Source organism: Microbacterium sp. 11MF, assembly GCF_000383475.1.
In the GTDB taxonomy this organism is placed as follows: Bacteria; Actinomycetota; Actinomycetes; order Actinomycetales; family Microbacteriaceae; genus Microbacterium; species Microbacterium aquilitoris.
The window spans coordinates 142,038-163,573 of the sequence record NZ_KB911461.1 but is presented as its reverse complement, the minus strand read 5'-3'; the positions used below and the strand labels follow the sequence as shown (position 1 = coordinate 163,573).

At 71.1% G+C, this 21,536-nt stretch carries 18 protein-coding genes; 7 read left to right on the top strand and 11 right to left on the bottom strand.

The window, feature by feature from the left end:
• Positions 1 to 17: 17 nt before the first annotated feature.
• The 3 genes from H286_RS0112875 to H286_RS0112860 all read right to left on the bottom strand — a co-directional run bounded on the left by H286_RS0112875 (position 18) and on the right by H286_RS0112860 (position 3,663).
• Positions 18 to 1,112: a glycosyltransferase gene (locus H286_RS0112875; protein WP_028497516.1), complete on the bottom strand. Its 1,095-nt coding sequence runs from the start codon at positions 1,110 to 1,112 to the stop codon at positions 18 to 20.
• Between the two features lies 1 nt (position 1,113).
• On the bottom strand, positions 1,114 to 2,313 hold the full coding sequence (locus H286_RS0112870) for a glycosyltransferase (RefSeq protein WP_028497515.1): 1,200 nt from the start codon (positions 2,311 to 2,313) through the stop codon (positions 1,114 to 1,116).
• 135 nt (positions 2,314 to 2,448) lie between these two features.
• Positions 2,449 to 3,663 carry a fibronectin type III domain-containing protein gene (locus H286_RS0112860; protein ID WP_020098475.1) on the bottom strand — a complete coding sequence of 405 codons (1,215 nt, stop codon included), beginning with the start codon at positions 3,661 to 3,663 and terminating at the stop codon, positions 2,449 to 2,451.
• 30 nt (positions 3,664 to 3,693) lie between these two features.
• Here H286_RS0112860 and H286_RS0112855 point away from each other — a divergent pair, with 30 nt between their 5' ends.
• The gene (locus H286_RS0112855) at positions 3,694 to 4,299 is read left to right on the top strand and encodes a hypothetical protein (protein WP_018187592.1); all 606 of its coding nucleotides are present in this window, start codon (positions 3,694 to 3,696) and stop codon (positions 4,297 to 4,299) included.
• Positions 4,300 to 4,341: 42 nt separating this feature from the next.
• Here the strand turns inward: H286_RS0112855 and H286_RS0112850 are convergent, their stop codons facing one another.
• The 5 genes from H286_RS0112850 to dnaK all read right to left on the bottom strand — a co-directional run bounded on the left by H286_RS0112850 (position 4,342) and on the right by dnaK (position 9,336).
• Complete coding sequence (locus H286_RS0112850) at positions 4,342 to 5,268, bottom strand: hypothetical protein (protein ID WP_020098474.1); 927 nt, start codon at positions 5,266 to 5,268, stop codon at positions 4,342 to 4,344.
• Between the two features lie 174 nt (positions 5,269 to 5,442).
• On the bottom strand, positions 5,443 to 5,877 hold the full coding sequence (locus tag H286_RS0112845) for a heat shock protein transcriptional repressor HspR (RefSeq protein ID WP_018187594.1): 435 nt from the start codon (positions 5,875 to 5,877) through the stop codon (positions 5,443 to 5,445).
• Positions 5,878 to 5,887: 10 nt separating this feature from the next.
• Positions 5,888 to 6,871: a DnaJ C-terminal domain-containing protein gene (locus H286_RS0112840; protein WP_020098473.1), complete on the bottom strand. Its 984-nt coding sequence runs from the start codon at positions 6,869 to 6,871 to the stop codon at positions 5,888 to 5,890.
• Between the two features lie 9 nt (positions 6,872 to 6,880).
• Complete coding sequence (locus H286_RS0112835; RefSeq protein ID WP_020098472.1) at positions 6,881 to 7,471, bottom strand: nucleotide exchange factor GrpE; 591 nt, start codon at positions 7,469 to 7,471, stop codon at positions 6,881 to 6,883.
• A 2-nt stretch (positions 7,472 to 7,473) separates the two neighbouring features.
• Positions 7,474 to 9,336, bottom strand: a complete 1,863-nt coding sequence (dnaK, locus tag H286_RS0112830) for a molecular chaperone DnaK (RefSeq protein ID WP_020098471.1) — start codon at positions 9,334 to 9,336, stop codon at positions 7,474 to 7,476.
• Between the two features lie 178 nt (positions 9,337 to 9,514).
• Between dnaK and H286_RS0112825 the strand changes: the two genes are divergently transcribed.
• Both H286_RS0112825 and H286_RS0112820 read left to right on the top strand, forming a co-directional pair.
• Positions 9,515 to 10,066, top strand: coding sequence for a GNAT family N-acetyltransferase (locus H286_RS0112825; protein ID WP_020098470.1), 552 nt, complete (start codon positions 9,515 to 9,517; stop codon positions 10,064 to 10,066).
• 47 nt (positions 10,067 to 10,113) lie between these two features.
• Positions 10,114 to 11,520, top strand: a complete 1,407-nt coding sequence (locus H286_RS0112820) for an MFS transporter (RefSeq protein ID WP_020098469.1) — start codon at positions 10,114 to 10,116, stop codon at positions 11,518 to 11,520.
• 98 nt (positions 11,521 to 11,618) lie between these two features.
• Here the strand turns inward: H286_RS0112820 and H286_RS0112815 are convergent, their stop codons facing one another.
• From H286_RS0112815 to H286_RS0112805, 3 genes are read right to left on the bottom strand one after another with little or no spacing between them, the layout of a single operon-like run.
• Positions 11,619 to 12,416 carry an NAD(P)-binding domain-containing protein gene (locus tag H286_RS0112815; protein ID WP_442852496.1) on the bottom strand — a complete coding sequence of 266 codons (798 nt, stop codon included), beginning with the start codon at positions 12,414 to 12,416 and terminating at the stop codon, positions 11,619 to 11,621.
• Positions 12,313 to 14,667, bottom strand: coding sequence for a glycosyl hydrolase family 95 catalytic domain-containing protein (locus tag H286_RS0112810; protein WP_020098467.1), 2,355 nt, complete (start codon positions 14,665 to 14,667; stop codon positions 12,313 to 12,315). Before H286_RS0112810 ends, H286_RS0112815 begins: the two co-directional genes overlap by 104 nt.
• On the bottom strand, positions 14,664 to 15,650 hold the full coding sequence (locus H286_RS0112805) for an aldo/keto reductase (protein WP_020098466.1): 987 nt from the start codon (positions 15,648 to 15,650) through the stop codon (positions 14,664 to 14,666). The genes H286_RS0112810 and H286_RS0112805 overlap by 4 nt, the downstream gene beginning before the upstream one ends.
• A 97-nt stretch (positions 15,651 to 15,747) precedes the next feature.
• Between H286_RS0112805 and H286_RS0112800 the strand changes: the two genes are divergently transcribed.
• The 4 genes from H286_RS0112800 to H286_RS0112785 are packed head-to-tail and all read left to right on the top strand — an operon-like array spanning position 15,748 to position 21,533.
• Positions 15,748 to 16,893, top strand: a complete 1,146-nt coding sequence (locus H286_RS0112800; protein ID WP_231370968.1) for an ROK family transcriptional regulator — start codon at positions 15,748 to 15,750, stop codon at positions 16,891 to 16,893.
• Positions 16,886 to 17,833 carry an N-acetylglucosamine kinase gene (locus H286_RS0112795; protein WP_020098464.1) on the top strand — a complete coding sequence of 316 codons (948 nt, stop codon included), beginning with the start codon at positions 16,886 to 16,888 and terminating at the stop codon, positions 17,831 to 17,833. Before H286_RS0112800 ends, H286_RS0112795 begins: the two co-directional genes overlap by 8 nt.
• The gene (locus H286_RS0112790) at positions 17,830 to 18,588 is read left to right on the top strand and encodes a glucosamine-6-phosphate deaminase (protein ID WP_020098463.1); all 759 of its coding nucleotides are present in this window, start codon (positions 17,830 to 17,832) and stop codon (positions 18,586 to 18,588) included. Before H286_RS0112795 ends, H286_RS0112790 begins: the two co-directional genes overlap by 4 nt.
• Positions 18,585 to 21,533 carry a glycoside hydrolase family 2 TIM barrel-domain containing protein gene (locus H286_RS0112785; protein WP_020098462.1) on the top strand — a complete coding sequence of 983 codons (2,949 nt, stop codon included), beginning with the start codon at positions 18,585 to 18,587 and terminating at the stop codon, positions 21,531 to 21,533. The genes H286_RS0112790 and H286_RS0112785 overlap by 4 nt, the downstream gene beginning before the upstream one ends.
• Positions 21,534 to 21,536: the final 3 nt, after the last annotated feature.

Genomic DNA, 21,536 nt, shown 5'->3' with positions numbered 1-21,536 from the left:
CCGGCCCCTGACCCGGCTCAGCGCCGCGTCAGATCGGTCGCCGCGGCGAGCAGGATCTTCGCCGACCGAGCCCATTCGAACGAGCGGATGTGACGCGTCCCCGCCTCGACGAGTCGCCCCCGCATCCCGGGTTCATCGAGCGACCGCACGGCGCGGGCGACGGCTTCCGGATCGAGCGGATCGACGTAGAGCGCGCCGTCTCCGGCCACCTCGCGGAAGATCTCCATGTCGGTCACCACCGCGGGCACCCCGAGTTCGAGCGCTTCGGCCACCGGCAGCCCGTAGCCTTCGTCGAGACTCGTCGTGACGAGAGCGGCGTCGTCTGCCAGGAGCGCGGCGTAAGCGGCATCCGTGACCCCGTCGTGGAAGACGACCGACGCCCCGCCGGCCAGCGCCGTCAGCTCGGCGCGACGCTCGGGCGTGATGCGCGACAGCAGGTGGAGGGTGTGATCCGGCAGCTCCCGCATGGCCGTGACGAGCGTCTCGACGTTCTTGTACGGCATGAACGAGCCCATGTAGACGAGGTTCCGAACGGGGCCGGAGCCCACGGCGGCACCGTCGGGGAGCAGTTCGGCGAGGCGCTGCGGCGCGTTCGGGATCACGACGACCGGGCGCTTCGTCAGACGCACGCGCGCGAACTGGCGCGCGCTCGTCTCGCTGACGGTCGCGACGAGGTCGGCGGCGTTCAGCGTCCACCGCTGCGGCCAGTACGACAGGTGGAACAGCCGCCAGCCGACACGCACGTACCAGGGCAGCGCCCGCGGCGGCGTCCGGTGCCGGTAGTAGATGGTGTCGTGCAGCGTCAGGACGAGGCGGAACCGCCGGCCGGCCGACCCGATCGTCTGCATCGGCGAGAACAGCACGTCCGGCCTGTGGCGGTTCAGCAGCAGCGACGAGAACGGTTCCTTCGCCGACGTGGGCGCGTGGATCGTCAGAGTGATCGCATCGGCGGGCAGGAAGGCGCGCTGCCGCTCGTCGTGGATCAGATAGGTGACCTCGGTGCGGTAGGCGGATGCGGCATCCGCCACTGCCTGCGCGAGCTCGGCGGAGTAGCGGCTGATGCCGTCGTGGAAGTCGGTGCGGATGTAACGTGCGTCGAAGAACAGACGCATCTCAGCCACCGAGCGGTTCGCCGCGGTAGAGCTTCTCGAAGGTGTCGAGGGTCCGCTCGATGTCGTGGATCTCGACGCCGTGGAGCGAGGCCTGCTGCATCCGCGAGTACTCGGCCTGGTCCGCCGTCAGCACGGTGCGGATCTTCTCGGCCAGCTCGTCGGCGTTGCCCGGCTCGAACAGATAGCCGTTCTCGCCGTCGTGGACGAGGTGGGGCAGCGCCACGGCGTTGGCCGCGATGACGGGAAGACCCGAGGCCATGGCCTCCATCGTCGCGATGGACTGCAGCTCGGCGACCGAGGCGATGACGAAGACGTCGGCGCGGGTGTAGGCGGCGCGGAGCTCCTCTTCGGACACCCGCCCGAGGAAGGTCACACGGTCGGCCAGGCCGAGACGCTCGGTCACCTGACCGAGGCTCTTGCGCTGATCGCCGCCGCCGACGATCTCGAACTGGATGTCGAGGTCGGGCAGCTTCGTGATCGCCTCGAGGGTGACCTCGACGTGCTTCTCCGTCGTCAGGCGGCCGACGAACAGCACCCGGCGGCGGTTCTCACGCGGCTCGAGGTTCGGCGTGTAGTTGCTCTGGCGGATGCCGCAGCTGATCGGCACGACGCCGGAGATGTCGATCGTGTTCTCGAGGAACTCCGCCGCCTTGCGGGTGGGGGTCGTCACCGCGCGCGACATCTTGAACGTGCGCTCCGCGTCGGCCCACGCGATCTTCAGGAAGATGTCGTACAGGAACTTCGGCAGCAGCGTGAAGTCCAGGATGTTGTCGGCCATGATGTGGTTCGTCGCGACGACGGGGATGCCACGCTGGTTCGCGATACGGGTCAGGGCGCGACCGATCACGATGTGCGACTGGCTGTGCACGACATCCGCGTCGACCTCGTCGAGCAGCCGGCGCGAGTAGTGCTTGCCCATCCACGGCAGGACGAACCGCAGCCAGTCGTGCGGCCGGTAGCGCCAGCCGGGAAGGCGGTGCACCGTGAGCGGCTGGCCCTCGATGTCCTCGGTGAAGACGCCGTGGTTGCGGTGCCCGACGCTCGGCGTCGCGACGTGGACGTCGTGACCGCGTGCGGCGAGGCCCGCGGCGAGGCGCTCGGTGAAGCGAGCCCCTCCGTTGACGTCGGGCGCGAACGTGTCGGCCGCGATCACGATGGTGAGGGGTCCGCGCTCGGGGGCGGGATCGTCCGGGGGCGTCATGGTCACGGGGTACGGGCCAATCTGTGCGTCGGAGGCAAGGGGCTTTCTCGCCGATGGGGCGCAGGGATGTGCGGGGCGCCGGGGCTCGATTCTAGCCCGGGACCGGGGCGTCCTCCGGTGGAGGATCGGCGCGCCTCAGCGGAGGCCCACGCGGACGGCGAGCGGATGGTGGTCCGACCCGAGTGGTCCGATCCACTTGCCGCCCGCGGTCTTCCCCGCGTTCTTCCACGAGTAGACGACCGACCGCGAGGGCCGTACGAGCACCTTGTCGATGTGGTCGCCCCAGGTCACGCTCGTGAAGGGCGTCAGCGACATGGTCGGGTTCGCCGTGTTGTAGTGCTGCAGGCTGAGGGTGCGCGCCTGGTCGTACGCGTCGTGCCACCCGCGCTTCTCGAGTGCGGCCATGGTGCCGTCACCCACGCGCGACTTGTGCGTGTTGAGGTCGCCCACGATCATGACGGGCGCCTTCGTCCAGTCGGTCAGCGACCGGTGCGTCTTGTTGAGCTTCGTGAGCGTCGCGGTCACGGCATCCGCCAGCTTGCCGGCCTCGTACTGGCGTTGACGGACGACGGATGCCGACGTCCCGACCACGAGGTGCGTGTCGACGACGAGGAGGTAGGCGCCGGAACTGTGCCGGACGGCGGCCCACGACATCCCCTTGCCCGCCGAGGCGTACTGCGACGGGAACAGCACGGCGCCCGAGGTGGCGCCGCCCGACTTGGCGGCGACGCGGGTGAACCGGCCGTTGCGGATGAGGATGTCGTTCTGCCCGTTGTACGCGAAGGTGTAGCCGCTGGGCGGCGTCGTGTACTTCGACGCTTCCTGCAGGGCGACGATGTCGGGGGCGAGTTCGGTGATGCGCTTGTTGATGACGTTCTTGCGCGTCGAGAAACCGGAGCAGACGTTCGAGCACACGTTCCAGCTGACCGCGAGGTAGCTCGGCGAGCCCGCGGGCAACGTCGCCTGCGCCGTGATCGTCTCGTGGGCCACCGGCGATGACCGGGGCCCCATGCCCGTGGCCGAGACGCCGCGCACCTGGATGAAGTAGGCGACCCCCGGCTTCAGCCCGGTGACGGTCGCCTTCGAGGAGGTGACCTTCTGGTTGATCGGCTGCGCGGGTCGGGTGACCAGGTCGTGGCTGGTGTTCGCGTAGACGTAATAGCTCGTCGCACCGGGGATGTCGGCCCAGTCGACGGTCAGCGATGTGAGCGAGGCGCCCACATAGTTGACGAGCCCCGGCTTGGCGGGAACGGTGCCCGCGGCGGAGGCCGGCGAGACGGGGAGGGCGAGGCTGAGCGCGATCGCGACGATCACTGCGACGGCGCTGCGGACGTGGGGGGCGCGCAGCATAGGCGGATCCTAGCAACCTACGCTGGAGCGATGACGCCTCTCACCGGCCTCCGCCTCTCCGCCCAGGTGGACCCCGCTCAGTGGGTCCCGATCACCGGTTCGTTCGGGTTCCGAGGGCGCCGCGCCCGCAAGAAGGCGATCGGGATGCTGCTCGCCCAGGCGAACGCCGCGTTCGGTCGCGAGCAGCCCGGCAGCAAGGTCGCCGCGTGGGCGATGAGCCAGGCGATCCCCGCCCTCATGCGCCGCGCCGACGGTCGCCTGCTCGCGTGGGTGTGGAAGGACGACCCCGAACTCCTCGTCGCGATGGCGCAGGTGCAGGAGCTCACGCCCCAGCTGCGGACCATGCGCGCGAGCATGCCGATCGAGTACGACGACACGGTCAGCTTCACCGGCTCCCCGCTTGGCGTGGCCGAGAAGCTCGAGATGCCCCTGCCGCCGAACCCGCGCCAGACGCCCTTCGCGTCGTACACGTGGGACACCGGCACCCACCTCGTCACCCTCACCGCCGTCATCTCCGACCGCGAGCGCTTCGGCACCGTCATCCCCGCCGTCGACGCCCTCGCCCGCTCGCTCCGCCTCGTGACCGACCTGACGGTCGGCGAGGGCCCCGGCACCCTCCGCATCGACCCCGCCTGACCCCCGGCATCCGCTCGGCCGTCGGCGAGGCGTCGAAGATGGTCACTTTCGCTGCCGCTCAGCGACCATCTGCGACGTCTCGGCGCGCCAGCCTCGCTCGATCAGGGTGGTTCGAACGCGTTCCAGGATGCCGCGACGCGCGGCACCACGGTGCGAGCGGTTCACCCGGATCACGCGCCACCCTGCGGTGGCGAGGTCGTCGAGGCGATCGACATCGCGCGAGTACTGGCGGTCATCGAGGCGGTGCTGCTGCCCGTCGTATTCGAGCAGGACTTTCGTCGGCGCGTGGACCAGGTCACCGTAGGCCAGGAACCGCCCGCGTGCATCCCTGATCTCGGCGTTCACCTGGAACGGCGGGAGCCCTGCGTCTCGCGCGTCCAGTCGAAGGAGCGTCTCCGCGACGGAATCCGTGCCTGGCTCCGCGAGCTCAAGCGCACGTCGCAGTCGACGCACGTCGCGTGACCCGTCCCGATCAGCGACCTCAGCCTCCAGAGCCCCGACGGTGAGCACAGGGTTGTGGCGACGGAGGAGCGCGTCCGCCGCCACGACGAGCTCTCGATCGCTGAGAAGGGATGCCGCCTGGCACCACGCAGCGGCCGGGTCCACCACCGGCATCCCGTCCACGAATCGGACGTGCGCCGTCTGCGAACGGTGCCCGCGCACTCCCGCGCCGCGAGCCCGCACGGTCGGTGGGATCGCGGTCACATCGAGGGCGAGTCGGAGCCGATCAGGAGCCCAGCCGCCGGCGAGCACGAGGGCCGTCGCATGGGAGAAGTGCTCGCCGGACCGCAGCTTGGGCAGGTAGCTGAGGGCGAGTGCTCTGACGTCGTCCGCCGCTTCGCGCGAGCGGATGCCGTAGAACGGCGCCGCGAGTGATGGATGCCGCAAGCGACGGCGTGTCACACCCGCGTCGATCGCCCACCCGACCAGGAAGCGGTCCGGCAGCTCCGGGGGAAGGACGCTCGGCATCCGCCCACGATCCACCCCTCACCACCGGCCCCACCCCGAATCCGCCCCCCCTGTGGAAAGCCCCACGGGCGGCGCGCCCCGTGCAGACGCCTCGAGACGTCGCAGATGGCCGCTTTCGATGTCGCCGGGCGACCATCTGCGACCTTTCGACGACCCGACGCCGGCGCCGGCGCGTCAGTCGGTCGGGGGGTGGGGGCGGTACAGGACGACGTCGGTCGCGCGGCGCACGCGCGTGCCCTGGCGGAGCGTCACGACCGAGCCGGTCGCGCCGGCGGCGAACACGCGGGCACCGCGGCGTGCGGCGACCTCGTCGCGCAGGCGACCCTGCAGTCCCGAGACCTCGCGGCGCAGCATCCGCACCTGGTTCTCGAGCTCGATGATGCGCGAGATGGCCGGGAGGCTCACGCCGTCAGCCGACATCTGCGCCACTTCGCGCAGCTGCGCGACGTGACGGAGGGAGTACCGGCGCGACCCGCCACGGGTGCGCGCCGGTACCACGAGTCCCAGCCGGTCGTACTGACGCAGCGTCTGCGGGTGCATGCCGGCGAGCTCAGCGGCCACCGCGATCGCCAGGATCGGGGCGTCTTCGTCGACCTGCTCGTTCGCCATGCGTCTCACCTCACTCGCGCGCCTTGGCCATCAGATCGGCGCGCGGGTTCTCCTTGGGCTCCAACTCGTGGAAGCGTTCCAGCGCTTCGCGCGCGGGTCCGTCGAGGTGGGTCGGGACGGCGACCTGGACCTCGGCGAGCAGGTCGCCGGTGCCCTTCGCCGTCTGCACCCCGCGGCCCTTCACGCGCAGCACGCGCCCGGACGGGGTCCCCGGCGCGACGCGCAGCTTGACGCTGTCGCCGCCGAGCGTCGGGACCTCGATGGTCGCACCCAGCGCCGCCTCGGTGAACGTGACGGGAACATGGATGCGGAGGTTCAGCCCCTCGCGCGTGAAAACGGGATGTGGGCGCACACCGACCGTGAGGACGATGTCACCCGCCTCGCCGCCGTCCGGCGAGGGCCGGCCGCGACCGCGCAGCTTGATCTTCTGCCCGTCCGAGACCCCTGCGGGGATCTTCACCTTGATGGGCTTGCCGTCGTCGCCCTGGAGCGTGATGGTGTCACCCTTCACGGCCGTCGTGAAGTCGAGCGTCGTGCGGGCGGTGACGTCGGCCCCGCGCTGCGGGCCGCCGAAGCCGCGGAATCCGCCGCTCGGCTGCCCGAAGCGACCGGAACCGAACCGTCCGCCGCTCTGCTGCCCGAACATCGCGAAGAGGTCATCGAAGTCGGCCTGCTGGCCGCCCGCGCTACCCGGCTGGAACCGGCTGAACACGTCTTCGAACCCGCCGCTCGCCCCGGGCTGGAAGCGGGCGCTCCCCGACCCCATGGCGCGCAGCTGGTCGTACTCGGCGCGCTGCTCCTTGTCGCTGAGCACCGAGTACGCCTCGCTGACCTCTTTGAACTTCGCCTCGGCCGCGGGGTCCCCCGCGTTCGAGTCGGGGTGGTAGGTGCGAGCCAGCTTGCGGTACGTCTTCTTCAGGTCGGCGTCGGAGACGTCCTTGGACACCCCGAGCACCTTGTAGAAGTCCTTGTCGAACCAATCCTGACTGGCCATCAGCGCCCCTTACTCAGCCGGAACCGCGACCACGACCTTCGCCGGACGCAGCTCGAGGTCACCGAGGCGGTAACCGATCTCGACGACCTCGAGGATCGTCGGCTCGGTCGTGCCGGGCGTGGGCGCCTGGAAGATCGCCTCGTGCTGCTGCGGGTCGAACGCGTCGCCCGCAGCGCCGTAACGCTCCACTCCCAGGCGGGCCACGACGGCCCGCATCTTCTCGGCGATCGCCGCCAGCGCGCTGCCCTCGGCGAGGTCGCCGTGCTTCTCAGCGCGGTCGAGGTCGTCGAGCACGGGGAGCATCCCCTTCGCGACGGCGCCCTTGGCGCGCGCGAGCTCCACCTCGCGCTGCTCCTCGGTGCGGCGACGGTAGTTGGCGTACTCCGCCTGCACGCGCTTCAGGTCGAGGAGCAGGTCGTGCTCCTCCTCCGGTGCATCCGCGACAGCAGCCTCGTCGGACTGGGCCGCGCCGAGGATGTCGTCGACCGTGAGCGCGGCCGGCTCCGTGTCGGCATCCCCGGCGGGCTCCACCGACTCCTCGGCCGGGGTCGCGGCGACGTCGTCGCCCTCGTCCGGCTTCTCGAAGTCCTTGTCCGCCATGCTTACTTCTTCTCGTCCTCGTCGTCGACGACCTCGGCGTCGACGACATCCTCATCGGAGGATGCCGCCTGCTCGCCGGCCGGAGCATCGGTCGGCGCCTGTGCGGCGTCGGCCTGGCTCGCGGCGTAGATCGCCTCGCCGATCTTGGTCTGCGACGCGTTCAGCTTGTCGTAGGCGTCCTTGACGGTGTCGTCGTTGTCGCCCGCGAGCGCCGTCTTGAGCGCGTCGACGTCGGCCTGGACCTCGGTCTTCACGTCCTCGGGCAGCTTGTCGGCGTTCTCGCTGAGGAGCTTCTCGATCGAGTACGAGAGCGTCTCGGCCTGGTTGCGGACCTCGGCGGCCTCACGGCGCTTCTTGTCCTCGGCCGCGTGCTCCTCGGCCTCGCGCACCATGCGCTCGATGTCGTCCTTCGGCAGCGACGAGCCGCCGGTGATCGTCATCGACTGCTCCTTGCCGGTGCCCTTGTCCTTCGCCGACACGTGGACGATGCCGTTCGCGTCGATGTCGAACGTGACTTCGATCTGCGGGATGCCGCGGGGTGCCGGCGCGATGCCGGTGAGCTCGAACGTGCCGAGCGGCTTGTTGTCGCGGGTGAAGTCGCGCTCACCCTGGAAGACCTGGATGGCCACCGACGGCTGGTTGTCGTCGGCGGTCGTGAAGGTCTCGCTGCGCTTGGTCGGGATGGCCGTGTTGCGCTCGATGAGCTTGGTCATGATGCCGCCCTTGGTCTCGATGCCGAGGCTCAGGGGGGTGACGTCGATGAGCAGCACGTCCTTGCGCTCACCCTTGAGGACACCGGCCTGCAGGGCGGCGCCGACAGCGACGACCTCGTCCGGGTTGACGCCCTTGTTGGGCTCCTTGCCGGCTTCCTTCTTCACGAGCTCGCTCACGGCGGGCATACGCGTCGATCCACCGACGAGCACGACGTGGTCGATGTCGGCGACCTTGATACCGGCCTCGCGGATGACGTCCTCGAACGGCTTCTTGGTGCGGTCGAGGAGGTCCTTGGTGAGGTCCTCGAACTTCGCGCGGCTCAGGGTCTCGGACAGCGACACGGGGCCCGAGTCGGTCAGAGAGAGGTAGGGCAGGTTGATCGAGGCCGACTGCGAGCTCGAGAGCTCCTTCTTGGCCTGCTCAGCGGCTTCCTTCAGACGCTGCAGGGCGATCTTGTCGCCCGAGACGTCGACACCGCTCGTGTCCTTGAACTGCTTGATCAGGTACTCGACGATGCGCTGATCCCAGTCGTCACCACCGAGGCGGTTGTCACCGGCGGTGGAGCGCACCTGGATGGTCGAGAAGTCGTCGTCCTTGCCCACCTCGAGGAGGGAGACGTCGAAGGTTCCACCACCGAGGTCGAAGACGAGGATGAGCTCGTCCTCCTTGCCCTTGTCGAGGCCGTACGCGAGAGCGGCAGCGGTGGGCTCGTTGATGATGCGGAGCACGTTGAGGCCCGCGATCTCACCGGCCTCCTTCGTGGCCTGACGCTCGGCGTCGTTGAAGTAGGCGGGGACGGTGATGACGGCATCCGTCACCGTGTCACCGAGGTACTGCTCGGCGTCGCGCTTGAGCTTCTGGAGGATGCGGGCCGAGATCTCCTGCGGCGTGTAGTTCTTGCCGTCGATCGCCTGGGTCTTCCAGTCGGTGCCCATGTGGCGCTTGACGGAGGTCAGGGTGCGGTCGACGTTCGTGACGGCCTGGCGCTTGGCGGTCTCGCCGACGAGCACCTCGCCGTCCTTCGTGAACGCGACGACCGACGGGGTCGTGCGAAGACCCTCGGCGTTGGCGATGACCTTCGGCTCGCCACCTTCGAGGACGGCGACGACCGAGTTGGTCGTTCCGAGGTCGATTCCCACTGCACGTGCCATGTGATTCTCCTTCGTGTGGCGATTGCGTAGATCTGAAGTCTTCCGGCGGCTCTGGCCACAACCTGAGCCGCGATGACTCAAGGCTACTCCGGCCCTCGCCGACCGTCAAACCAACTTGAGCCGATACATATCAAGTTTGCAGGCTCGGCGTGATCGCGATCGCCGTTAGCGTGGACGGATGCCGATCCGCCTGACGCCCCTCGATCCCACCGGCGCCGACCGCGAGGCGTTGATCTCGTTCATGACGTCGCAGTCGTTCCCGTTCCACGTGCGGACCGATCCCACGGCGGCGCAGATCGCAGAGGCGATCGACGACGGCGCGTACGCCGACGAGGATCACGCCTCGTTCTGGATCGACTCGGACACGGACGGCCGGATCGGGTTCTTCCGGCTCGAGGACCTCAGCGACGACGCTCCCCTGTTCGATCTGCGGCTGGATGCCGCGCACCGCGGCCGCGGGCTCGCGGTGGACGTCCTGCGCGTGGCGACCGACCACGTCTTCACGACGATGCCCGAGGTCAACAGGTTCGAAGGGCAGACACGGGAGGACAACATCGCGATGCGGCGGGTGTTCGTCCGCTGCGGCTGGGTGCAGGAGGCCTATTACCGCGAGGGGTGGCCGACCGATGACGGGCGACTGCTGGCATCCGTCGCCTACAGCGTCCTCCGCCGCGACTGGCGCGACGGCACCGTCACACCCGTGGTCTGGGATCCCCCGCGGGAAGCCTGACGCGCCACGTCACCGGCGCGCCGTGAACGCGCGGTAGGGTGCGGCTCATGACGCGTTCCACCGGCGGGACGCCCGAGATCCCCGCCACCGCCGACAGCGGCGCCCTCCCCGTGATGTTCCAGGACCTCGAGGAGCGTCCCGTCCCTGGCAGGAACGTCGCGTCCTGGGCGATGTGGGACTGGGCCACGCAGCCCTTCAATTCGGTCATCCTGACCTTCGTCTTCGTGTCGCTGTACCTCGTGTCCGACACGTTCCTGCCCGAGAACGTCGCCCGCCTCGCCGACGACGACCCGATCAAGGAGTCTGCTCTGGCGGACCTGTCGACCGGCTACGGACTCGTGTCGACGATCGCGGGACTGGCGATCCTGCTGCTCGCGCCGATCCTCGGACAGGTCGCCGACCGCAAGGGCCGCAAGAAGCGGTGGCTGCTCATCGCGACGGCCCTCCTCGCACTGCTGCAGTTCAGCCTGTTCTTCGTCTTCGCCGACCCGTCGTACTTCTGGCTCGGCGCGATCCTCGTGTCGCTCGGTGCCGTCGCGTCCGAGATCGCCGGCGTCAACTACAACGCCCTGCTCGTGAGCGTCTCGACGCCGCGCACCGTCGGCAAGGTGTCGGGCCTCGGCTGGGGACTCGGTTACATCGGCGGCATCCTGGCCCTCGTCGCGGTCGTCGTCCTGAACGCCGTCGAGTGGTTCGGCCTCGACACGTCGGGCGGCCTCGCCTACCGCCTGATCGCCGTCGGCTGCGCGGTATGGACGATCGTCTTCGCGATCCCGCTCTTCCGGAACGTCCCCGAGCCGCCGGCTCCCCCGGGTGAGCCGCCGCTCGGATTCGCCGCCTGGTTCCGGGCGTTCTTCCGCTCGATCCGCGACCTGTTCCGCTCGCACCGACCGACGGCGTGGTTCCTGCTCGCGAGCGCCGTCTACCGTGACGGCCTCGGCGGCGTCTTCGCCTTCGGCGGTGTGCTCGCGGCCGTGGCATTCGGGTTCTCGCCGAACGAAGTCATCCTCTTCGGCATCGCCGCCAACCTCGTGGCTGGCATCTCGACGGTCCTCGCCGGCCGCCTCGACGATCGGTACGGCGCCCGCGCGATCATCCTCACGTCGCTCGTGGGGCTCGTCGTCTCGGCGCTGGGAGTGTTCCTGCTGCACGACGCGGGCAAGCTCCCGTTCTGGATCCTCGGGCTCGCGCTCTGCGCCTTCGTCGGCCCTGCACAGGCGTCGACGCGCTCACTCCTCGCCCGCGTCACGCCGGAGCACATGCAGGGCGAGGTGTTCGGCCTCTACGCCACGACCGGACGCGTCGTCAGCTTCTTGGCTCCGGGCATGTGGACGCTGTTCATCGCCGTCTTCGGTGCGACCTACTGGGGCATCCTCGGCATCGCGATCGTGCTGGTCGTGGGCCTCGTACTCATGCTCTTCGTGAAGCTGCCGCGGCCGGCGCACCTGCGCTGACCGCGGCAGCTCCCGCGAACGCGTCGACCCGACGCATCCGGCATCCATTCACCGCGAATGGACGCAGGTCGCGTCGGGTCGACGAGGGACGCCGGGGCTCAGCGCTCCGCGCGGGCGAGGTTCTCGCGCAGCTCGTCGGCGGTCTGGCGCACGACGTAGGCCGGCTGGTCGCGCTCGACGCGCCAGCTCTCGTCGAGGCCGCCGACGTTGACGGTGTCGAAGCCGAAGTCGTCGTAGATCTTCGTGATGAAGGTGACGGCGTCGGCGGAGTCGCTCGAGGTCGCCAGCGCGCGGCGGCCGGGAGTGCCGGCGGGGGCGCCGTCGGTGAGGATGTCGGCGGCGGGGATGTGGTTGAAGCCCTTCACGACGGTCGACTGCTGCAGGCGCTCCTGCAGCATGCGCGACGTGGTGGTCTTCTTCTCGTCGAGCTCGGCGATGTGACCGTCGCGCTCCCAGTAGTAGTTGTTCGTGTCGACGACGAACTTGCCGGCGAGCTCGTCGACGGGGAGTCCGTCGATGGCCTTCAGGGGGATCGTGACGACGACCCACTCGCCGAAGGCTGCGGCATCCTTCGCGGTCAGGGCCTGAGCGTTCTCACCGAGTTCGGCGACGAGATCGCTGAGCGTCTCGGGACCGCGCGAGTTGCTGATCGCGACCTGGTGCCCCTGCGCGACGAGACCGCGCGCGACAGCCGAACCGATGTGACCTGCTCCGATGATTCCTACGTGTGTCATACGCCGGGAGAACGCATGCGCCGGGCGCGCATTCCCGACACGCGCTGTGCGAACCCGATCACTCGCCGATGAGGACGCTCCACGCGTCGTCGAGCGTCGCCTCGATCTCGCGCTCGCCCGCTCGGAACGTGTGCTCGCCGTGCGCCGAAGCGACGCGCGCACGCGCGCGGGCGGAGGTCACCGCACCGGTGTCATCCCACGCGAGGTCGATCTCGACACCGGGACGGGCCACGAGACCGCGCACGGAACCGGCTCCGAGCGGCGCCGGCCACGACGGCAGCAGCGTGATCGCGTCACCGTGCGAGTGGACGAGGCACTCCGCGAGGCCGGCGACGTACCCGAGGTTGCCGTCGATCTGGAACGGCGGGTGGGCCGCGAGGAGATTGTCGTAGAGGCCGCCGGACTGGTCGCCGCGGTCGATCGACATGTCGCGGAACACGAGCGCGAGCAGGTCCGCGACGCGATCCGGCTGCCCGAGCCGGGCGCGGAGGGCGATCTTCCAGGCGAGCGACCATCCGGTGGACTCGTCCTCGCGGAGATCGAGGAAGCGGGATGCCGCGGCCCCGAGCTCGGGCGTGAGGGCTTCGGTCCCCGGGTAGGCGAACACGAGCGGCGACAGGTGCCGGTGATGGGGGTCGACGGCCTCGCGGCCGCCGGGCCACTCGGCGATCGAACCGTCCTCGATCGGGATCTCGGGGAGTCCGGCACGGGCGTCCTGCGCCTGGGCGACGAGCGGATCGTCCTCGTGGCCGAGGTGGTGCGCGAGGCGCAGGAACTCGTCGAGGTGCGCGCGCAGCAGCACGATGTCGAGGGTGGCGGACTCGGCGACGGCAGCCGAACCACCGTCGCGGGTGCGGAAGGTGTTCTCGGGCGACGTCGACAGCGCGGTGCCGCGCTCGCCCGACTCGGCCCGCGTCATCCAGGCGAGGGCGAAGGCGGTCGCCCCCCGCAGCAGACGGAACGCGCGGCGGCGCTCGGCCTCGTCGGCGACACCGAACGCGTCGCGCTCGGCGAGGTGCCGGCAGAGCCAGAAGCCCGCCATCGGCCAGAACGCCCAGGCGGCGTCGTGCACGCCGTCACCGACGGGTTGGGTGTAGCCCCAGGCATCCGTGTTGTGGTGGGCGACCCAGCCGGGGGCGTCGTACAGCCGTCGCGCCGTCTCGGCGCCACTGTCGGCGAGCGCCTCGATGAGGCCGAGGAGCGGCTCCTCGGCCTCACTGAGGTTGGCGGTGTGGGCGCCCCAGTAGTTCATCTCGACGTTGATGTTCGTCGTGTAGTTCGAGCTCCAGTCGGGGCGGAGGTCCTCGTTCCAGATGCCCTGCAGGGTCGCGGGCAGTCCCCCGGGTCGCGAGGACGAGATCAGCAGGTACCGGCCGTAGTGGAACAGGAGGGCGGCGAGCCCCGGGTCGCGGCCGATGTCGACCGCGCCGCCCCCGTCGGCCCCGGCGAGGTCGCGCAGGCGCTCGGCGGTGTCGCGCTCCGGGTCCGCCGCGACGCCGATCGCGAGTTCGGCCCGGGCGTACAACCTCGCGTGGTCGGCGAGCTGCGCCGCCCGCACCTGGTCGAGACCCGCGGCGATCGCGGTGTCGACACGTTCGGTCGCGCGGCGGGCCGCGGCACGCTCGGTGCCTGCCGGCATCCGTCCCATACCGGTGAAGGTCGTCGCGGTCGCGAGGACGACGGTCACCCGGGTCGCGCGCAGCACGCGTCCGCCGCGCACGGGAGTGCCGTCGGTGACGATGCGCGCGTGCAGGGCTCCCCGCACCGAGGCGGCGTCGTCCTCGTACACGACGGGTTCGTCGACCTCGTCGTGCGGGGGCGTCACGTCGGAGGGTGCCTGCACGAGCAGGGTGGTGGCGGTGTCGATCTCGACGCGGCCGAGTTCGCGCAGCTGCGTCTCGAGCTCGACGCGGACGTCGATCGGCTCGTCGCTCTCGAGCTCGTGGACGAGCACGCCGTGCGGGGCGCTGATCCACGTGCGGTGGCTCAGCCCCGCGCCGGCGCGGGTGCCGGCGGCGACGTGGGTCGCCGTCGCCAGGTCGAGCTCGCGACGGTAGTCCTCGACCTGGTCGGCGGTCGCGCCGTCGATGCGCAGGCGCAGGTCGGCGAACGGAAGGAACGACTGCGCGTGGCGGTGCTGCAGGCGGCGGACGTGACGGTCGGCATCCTCTTCACGCCCGTCGGCGACGGCGGCGCGGGCCTCGGCGAGCGCGTCGCGCGCCTCATCCGCCGTGACGACGGGCGCGACGAGCTCGCTCGCGGGGCTTCCCGACCAGAGCGTCTCGTCGTTCAGGCGCAGGAGGGCGTCGGTCGCACCTCCGAAGCACATCGCCCCCAGCGCACCGTTGCCGAGGGGCAGCGCCTCGTTCCAGGTCTCCGCGGGTCGGCGGTACCACAGGACGTGCTCTGTCATCGTTCTCCCTCGGGCACCAGGCCCTCCTCTGCGAGGCCGCGCCAGAAGTCCTCGGTCGGCGGCTCGTTCATGTATCCGGCTGTCTGCGCGACGTGCGATGCCTTGCCGAGCCCCACCGTCACGTTGACCACGGCAGGATGCCGCAACGGGAAGTGCAGGGCGGCGACGGGCAACGGCACTCCGCGCGCCGCGCACGCGTCCGCGAGCCGTACAGCTCGACGATAGACGGCTTCGGGCGCCGTGCCGTATTCATAGGGGGCGGCGGGATCGGGATGCGGGGTCGCGAGCAGCCCCGAGTTGTAGACGCCGACCGCGATCACCGCGACCCCGTGCGCGAGCGCCGCGGGCAGGACGTCGGCGGCGGCGGGCTGTTCGAGCAGCGTGTACCGCCCCGCGACCATGGCGACGTCGACCATGTCGGTCTCGATGATGCGGGTGAGGGTGGCGGGGTCCTTCGACCCGACGCCGACGGCCGAGATGACGCCCGCGTCGCGGAGGGCGACCAGGGCGGGGAGCGCTCCATCGATCGCCTCGTCGACGCGCCCTTCGGGATCGTGCAGGTGCACGATGTCGACCCGGTCCATCCCGAGCCGCTCGAGCGAGGACTCGAGCGAGCGGCGCGCACCGTCGGCCGAGAAGTCCCACCGGCGCCGGGTCGTCGCCTCGACCACGAACCCCTCGTCGTCGAGGCGCCCCGCACCGCTCGGGTCGGGTTCGAGCAGCCGTCCGACCTTCGTCGAGAGGACGAACTCGTCGCGCGGTCGGCGGGCGAGCGCGGCGCCGAGGCGTCGTTCGCTGAGGCCGAGTCCATAGTGGGGAGCGGTGTCGAAGACGCGGATGCCGCTGTCCCAGACGCCGTCGACGATCGCCGTGGCCTCGGCGTCGTCGATCTCCTGGAACAGGTTGCCGAGGGGTGCGGCACCGAGGCCGAACCTTCCCGCCGCGCGGAGGGACTCGGTGGACGGGGAAAGGATGGGGGCCACGGCTGCTCCGATGTCGGGGACGGTGCCGGTGGTCTTGCGGGAGCGGCATCCGTCTGCTTTTATCTCAGAGTAAGACGAAAAGGGCGTCAGGGGAATGATGAGCGGCGAACGCGCGGCGAGCAGGGGCACGGCGACCAACGCCGACGTCACCCGCATCAACCGCACCGCGATCCTCGACGCCCTGCAGGCCGGCGGCTCCCTCACCCGCGCCGAACTCATCGAGGCGACCGGACTCGCCTCGGCGACGGTCCACCGCCTGTGCGCCCGGATGGTCGCCGACGGGCTCCTCGCCGTGGAGCGTGACGCCAGCGGCGTCGGTCGCCCGACGCACCGGTACCGCCCCCTCGGCGAGGCGCGCACCGTCGTCGCCCTCGACGTCACCGCGACCGTCGCCCGCGGGGCGCTCATCGACCTGAACGGCGACATCCGCCACGAGGCCCGCGAATCCCTTCGCGGCGAGGACGGGATGCCGTCGGCATCCTCTCGACTCGACGGCATCGGCCGGCTCGCGGACAGGCTCATCCGAACGGCCGCCGAGCTCGGGACGCCCGCGCAGGGCATCGGCGTATCGGTGCCGGGTGTCGTCGACACCGACGGCGCCGTCAGCGACTCGGTCGAGCTCGACTGGAACGGCGTCGCCATCCGCGATCTGATGCACCGGCGCACGGGACTCCCCGTCGTCGTCGAGAACGACGCCAACGCCGTCACGATCGGCGAGTGGACCCGGGGCGCCGGGCAGGGCACCGGAGACCTCGCGGCCCTCGTCTTCGGGATCGGCGTGGGCGCCGGGATCGTCTCGGGCGACCGCCTCGTGCGCGGAGCGGGCTCCGCCGCGGGTGAGATCGGCTACCTCATCACCGACCCGACGGCGTTCGGACAGGATCAGGGCACGGGCGGCGATCTCGAGACGCGCGTGCTCGCGCTCGGCGCCGGATCGCCTGACGACGCCTCGACGATGGCTGTCCTCGACCAGGGCGACGACGCCCGCGCCGAGCGGCTGCTCGACCACATCGCGATGTCGGTCGCCGCTCTGGCCGTGATCCTCGACTGCCGTGTCGTGATCCTCGCCGGGCGCCTGCCGCGACGGACCGACCGGCTCATCGAGGGCGTCGCGTCACGGCTGGCCGGCCGCATCCCCCGTCCTCCCGCGCTGGTCGTGGGGGCGCTCGGCGAGGACGCGGCCCTCGTCGGCATCGGCCAGCTCACCATCGACCATGTGAAAGGGGCGGTCTACCTTGCCTGAGATCCGGTACCCGACCCCCGACGCGATCGTCGGTGTCGACGTCGGTGGCACGAAGACGCAGCTGCGCGCCCTCGTGGACGGCGAGGTCGTCGACCGCATCGTCCCGAGCGAAATCTGGCGCGTCGGCGCGATCTTCGACGACGCCGAGAACTTCGACCGCCTCGCCCGGCTCGTGACCGACACGGTCGGCACCGCGCCCGCCGTCACCGTCGTCGGCGCCCACGGCATCGACAGCACCCGGCAGCGTCACCAGGCCACGGCTCTGCTCGGCGATCGGATGCCGGGGGTCGTGGCGGTCGTCAACGACGCCGTGCTCCTCGCCCCGGCCATGGGGCTCGAGGCGGCCGTCTGCGTCATCGCGGGGACGGGTTCGGCGATCGTCGGCTTCGACGTCGACGGGGAGCCCGTGACGGCCGACGGCTACGGCTGGCTCATCGCCGACGACGCGAGCGCGCCCGGGATCTCGCGGCGCGCTGCCGTCGCCCTGCTGCGCGCCGTCGACCGCGACGGCGCGAGCGCGATGAGCGACCCGCTCGCGGCGCGCTTCCTCGCCGCCTTCGACGCCCTCGATCACGTCGACCTCGCGCTGCGCTTCCAGGCGAGCGCGAGCGAGGCCTCGTGGGGCGGCTTCGCCCCCCAGGTCTTCGACGCGGCCGCAGCCGGATCGACGATCGCGCACGGAGTGATCGCGGCATCCGCCACCCATCTCGCCGACGCCGTCACGGCGATCCGCGGCCGTGGCGCGCAGGGCACCGACGTCATCGCCGCGGGCGGCGTCATGACCGCGCAACCTCTGCTCGCCGAGCTGCTGCGGGCCGACCTGCAGCGCCACGACGAGGCCCTCCGTCTGCACGTCCTCGACGAACCCCCCGTCGCGGGCGCGCTCGCGCTCGCACTCGCCCACTCCGACGCCCCGTCCCCCCGAAAGGTGCTCTCGTGAGGATCCTGCTCTCCCCCGATGCCGCCGGCGCCGGCGAGATCGCCGCCGCGATCATCGCCTCGTCCGTCGCCGACCGACCCGCTCCCGTCCTCGGCGTCGCGACCGGGTCGAGCCCGCAGCCGCTCTACCGCGCGCTCGCCGACCGCGTGCAGGCGGGTCTCGACCTCTCGCGGGCGGCGGCGTTCGCGCTCGACGAGTACGTCGGCCTGCCGGTCGACCACCCCGAGAGCTACCACGCCGTCATCGCGCGCGAGGTGACCGGGCCGCTCGGCCTCGATTCCGCCCGCGTGCACGTCCCCGAAGGCGCCGCCGCCGATCCCGCCGCGGCCGCCGCACGGTACGAGGCGGCGATCGCAGGCGCCGGCGGCGTCGACCTGCAGATCCTCGGCATCGGCGCGAACGGCCACATCGGGTTCAACGAGCCGGGCTCCGCCGTCGACTCCCGCACACGGGTCGTCGACCTGGCTCCGCGCACCGTCGCCGACAACAGCCGCTTCTTCGACGGCGACGCCGGGCTCGTCCCGACGCGAGCGCTGACGCAGGGCATCGGCACGATCCTCGACGCGCGCGAGATCGTCCTGATCGCGTGGGGCGAGTCGAAGGCCGACGCCGTGGCGCGGGCCGTCGAGGGGCCGCAGACCGCGGAGCTCCCGGCATCCTTCCTGCAGCGCCACGGTCACGTGACGCTCGTCCTCGACGCCGCAGCCGCCTCGCGCCTCAGCCCCGCATCGCTTCCCGTCGAGGCCGCCCGATGAGCGCGCCCGTCTTCGACGTCGCCCGCATCGGGCCCGGCGAGGGATCGATCGCTCCCCGCACGCGCCTGACGTCCGACGCTCCGACCCAGTCGCTCGACGGCCGCTGGCGGTTCCGCCTCTCGCCGTCCCCCGCGCTCGCACCGCACGACGACTGGACCGCCGGCGACACGGACGGGTGGGACGAGATCGCCGTGCCCGCCCACTGGAACATGAGCGGGTTCGGCACCCCGGCCTACTCGAACGTGCAGTTCCCCTTCCCGATCGACCCGCCCTATCCGCCCGACGAGAACCCGGTCGGCGACTACGTGCGCCGCATCGACGTCGACGACGCGATCCGACAGGTGACGGATGCCGGGGGCCGCGTGCTCCTGCGCTTCGACGGGATCGAGTCGGCCGCCGACGTCTTCGTCAACGGCACGCGCCTCGGCTCGACCCGGGGCAGCCGCCTGACGCACGAGTTCGACGTCACCGACCACCTCACCGGCACCGGGGACGTCGTCGCCGTGCGCGTCGCGCAGTTCTCGGACGGGACCTACCTCGAGAACCAGGACATGTGGTGGCTGCCGGGCATCTTCCGGAGCGTCACCCTGCTCGCCCGCCCCGTCGGCGGCATCGACGACGCGGTCGTCACGGGCGACTTCGACCACGAGACCGGGCGGGGTGCGGTCGAGGTCGCCACCTCGGCCGACGCCGTGCTCGAGATCGCGGAGCTCGGCGTCCGCCAGGGCGTCCCCGCCGGGCGCAGCACGGTCGACGCGGGCGGGGTCGAGGCCTGGTCCGCCGAGACGCCGCGCCTCTACACCGCGACCCTCCGCACGGCATCCGAGACCGTGTCGGTGCGCATCGGCTTCCGCCGTGTCCGCGCCGACGACGGCGTCCTGACACTGAACGGTCGCCCGATCATGCTCCGCGGCGTCAACCGCCACGAGCACGATCCCGACCGCGGAAGGGTGCACACGACCGAGCTGGCGCGCCGCGACCTCGTCCTGATGAAGCAGCACAACATCAACGCGGTCCGGACGTCCCACTACCCGCCGCACGCCGAGCTGCTCGACCTCGCCGACGAGCTGGGCCTGTACGTCATCGACGAGTGCGACCTCGAGACGCACGAGTACGAGTACGTGTCGTGGCGCGGCAACCCGAGCGACGACCCGGCGTGGGAGGCATCCTTCGTCGACCGCATCCGTCGCACGGTCACGCGCGACCGCACCCACCCGAGCGTGATCATGTGGTCGCTCGGCAACGAGTCGGGCGCGGGCTGCAACATCCGCGCGATGGCGCGGTGGGTGCGCGAGAACGACGGCACCCGCCTCATCCACTACGAGGGCGATCACTCGAGCCGCGACACCGACGTGTACTCGCGGATGTACGCCTCGCACGACGAGGTCCGGCGGATCGGCGAGGAGGCCGATGAGATCGCGCCCGCCGACATCGGCGCGGCCGAGCTGCGGCGCCGGTCGCTCCCCTTCGTGCACTGCGAGTTCGGGCACGCCATGGGCAACAGCCCGGGCGGGGTGAAGGAGTACTGGGACCTCTACGAGCGGTTCCCACGCCTGGCGGGCGGCTTCATCTGGGAGTGGATCGAGCACGCGATCGCGGTCGAGGACGAGCATGGCCGCCGGGCCTTCCGCTACGGCGGCGACTTCGGCGAGTCCGTCCACGACCACAACTTCGTCATCGACGGCCTCATCAGCGCCGACCGCGATGTGCGCCCCGGCCTCGTCGACTACGCCGCGATCGTCGCGCCCGTCGTGATCGAGGTGGATGCCGCGCGTCGCCGCATCCGGCTGCAGAACCGCTACGACCACGTCGACACGAGCCACCTCGCCTTCCGGTGGCGGCGCGAGGTCGACGGCGAGACGGTCGCGCACGGTGAGCTGACCGTTCCTGCCGTCGGACCGCGCCAGCGAGCCGAGGTGCCCCTCCCCGATGAGGCCCGCGTCGTGTCGGGCTCGACCGTGGCCGACGTCCTCACCGTCGACGCCGTGCTGCGCGACGGGACGAGCTGGGCGTCGGCCGGGCACGTCGTCGCGACCGGTCAGCACGTCGCCGCCGGCACTCCCCGCGTGGGGCAGGCGTCGGCGCCCGAGCCCGACGAGTTCGATCGCCGCGGCCGTCCCCTGCGTCTCGGCTCGCTCGGCGTCGTCGACGGACCGGGCATCGGGATCTGGCGCGCGCCGACCGACAACGATCTCTTCCCCGGGTGGGACGAGCCGACGCTCCCGCCGATGGCGGAACGCTGGGCTCTCGCGCGCATCGACCGGATGCAGACCCGCGTCCGGAGCGTCGAATCGGATGCCACGGCCCTCGTCGCCGACACCCGCGTCGGCGCGCCCTCGTTCGACAGCGGCGTCGACGCGCTGTGGCGCTGGTCGACCGTTCCCGAAGGGCTGCTGCTGGAGCTGGACCTGCGCAGCATCGGCTCGTGGGACAACTCCTGGATCGAGAAGGCGCCCTTCTCGTGGACCGTCGACTGGGCCCGACTCGGCATCGACGTGACGTTCGCGGGGGCGCCCGTCGGCATGGAGTTCGCCGGGTACGGCCCCGGTCCGAGCTACCCCGACACCGCGTCGGGCGTGCAGTTCGGCTGGTTCGAGGCCGACGCGGACGACCTCGTCACCCCGCACGTGCGGCCGCAGGAGAGTGGATCGCGACGCGGTGTGCGGACCGCCGTCATCCGCACCACCGAGGGAGGCGTGCGCGTGAGCGTCGTCGGCGGCGAGGCCCTCGACGCGGGCGTCGCCCTGACCGTGTCACCGTGGGACCGGACGACCCTCAGCACGACGTCGCACGCGTCGCTCCTGCCGACGCCGACCGCGACCCACGTGTCGATCGACATCGCGCAGTCCGGCGTCGGGACGGCGACGTGCGGCCCCGGCGTGCTGCCGCGTCACCGCCTGCCGGCCCGCGACGCGTCGTTCGCGCTCCTGTTCGAGACCGCCTGAGGA

Bases quoted from the DNA above. Each gene is read 5' to 3' on its own strand.
- H286_RS0112845 (WP_018187594.1), bottom strand. From the start codon at position 5,877: ATGGCGAACGAGCAGGTCGACGAAGACGCCCCGATCCTGGCGATCGCG.
- H286_RS0112855 (WP_018187592.1), top strand. From the start codon at position 3,694: ATGACGCCTCTCACCGGCCTCCGCCTCTCCGCCCAGGTGGACCCCGCT.
- H286_RS0112825 (WP_020098470.1), top strand. From the start codon at position 9,515: ATGCCGATCCGCCTGACGCCCCTCGATCCCACCGGCGCCGACCGCGAG.
- H286_RS0112840 (WP_020098473.1), bottom strand. From the start codon at position 6,871: ATGGCCAGTCAGGATTGGTTCGACAAGGACTTCTACAAGGTGCTCGGG.
- H286_RS0112800 (WP_231370968.1), top strand. From the start codon at position 15,748: ATGAGCGGCGAACGCGCGGCGAGCAGGGGCACGGCGACCAACGCCGAC.
- H286_RS0112810 (WP_020098467.1), bottom strand. From the start codon at position 14,667: ATGACAGAGCACGTCCTGTGGTACCGCCGACCCGCGGAGACCTGGAAC.
- dnaK (WP_020098471.1), bottom strand. From the start codon at position 9,336: ATGGCACGTGCAGTGGGAATCGACCTCGGAACGACCAACTCGGTCGTC.
- H286_RS0112860 (WP_020098475.1), bottom strand. From the start codon at position 3,663: ATGCTGCGCGCCCCCCACGTCCGCAGCGCCGTCGCAGTGATCGTCGCG.
- H286_RS0112850 (WP_020098474.1), bottom strand. From the start codon at position 5,268: ATGCCGAGCGTCCTTCCCCCGGAGCTGCCGGACCGCTTCCTGGTCGGG.
- H286_RS0112785 (WP_020098462.1), top strand. From the start codon at position 18,585: ATGAGCGCGCCCGTCTTCGACGTCGCCCGCATCGGGCCCGGCGAGGGA.
- H286_RS0112875 (WP_028497516.1), bottom strand. From the start codon at position 1,112: ATGCGTCTGTTCTTCGACGCACGTTACATCCGCACCGACTTCCACGAC.
- H286_RS0112870 (WP_028497515.1), bottom strand. From the start codon at position 2,313: ATGACGCCCCCGGACGATCCCGCCCCCGAGCGCGGACCCCTCACCATC.
- H286_RS0112835 (WP_020098472.1), bottom strand. From the start codon at position 7,471: ATGGCGGACAAGGACTTCGAGAAGCCGGACGAGGGCGACGACGTCGCC.
- H286_RS0112820 (WP_020098469.1), top strand. From the start codon at position 10,114: ATGACGCGTTCCACCGGCGGGACGCCCGAGATCCCCGCCACCGCCGAC.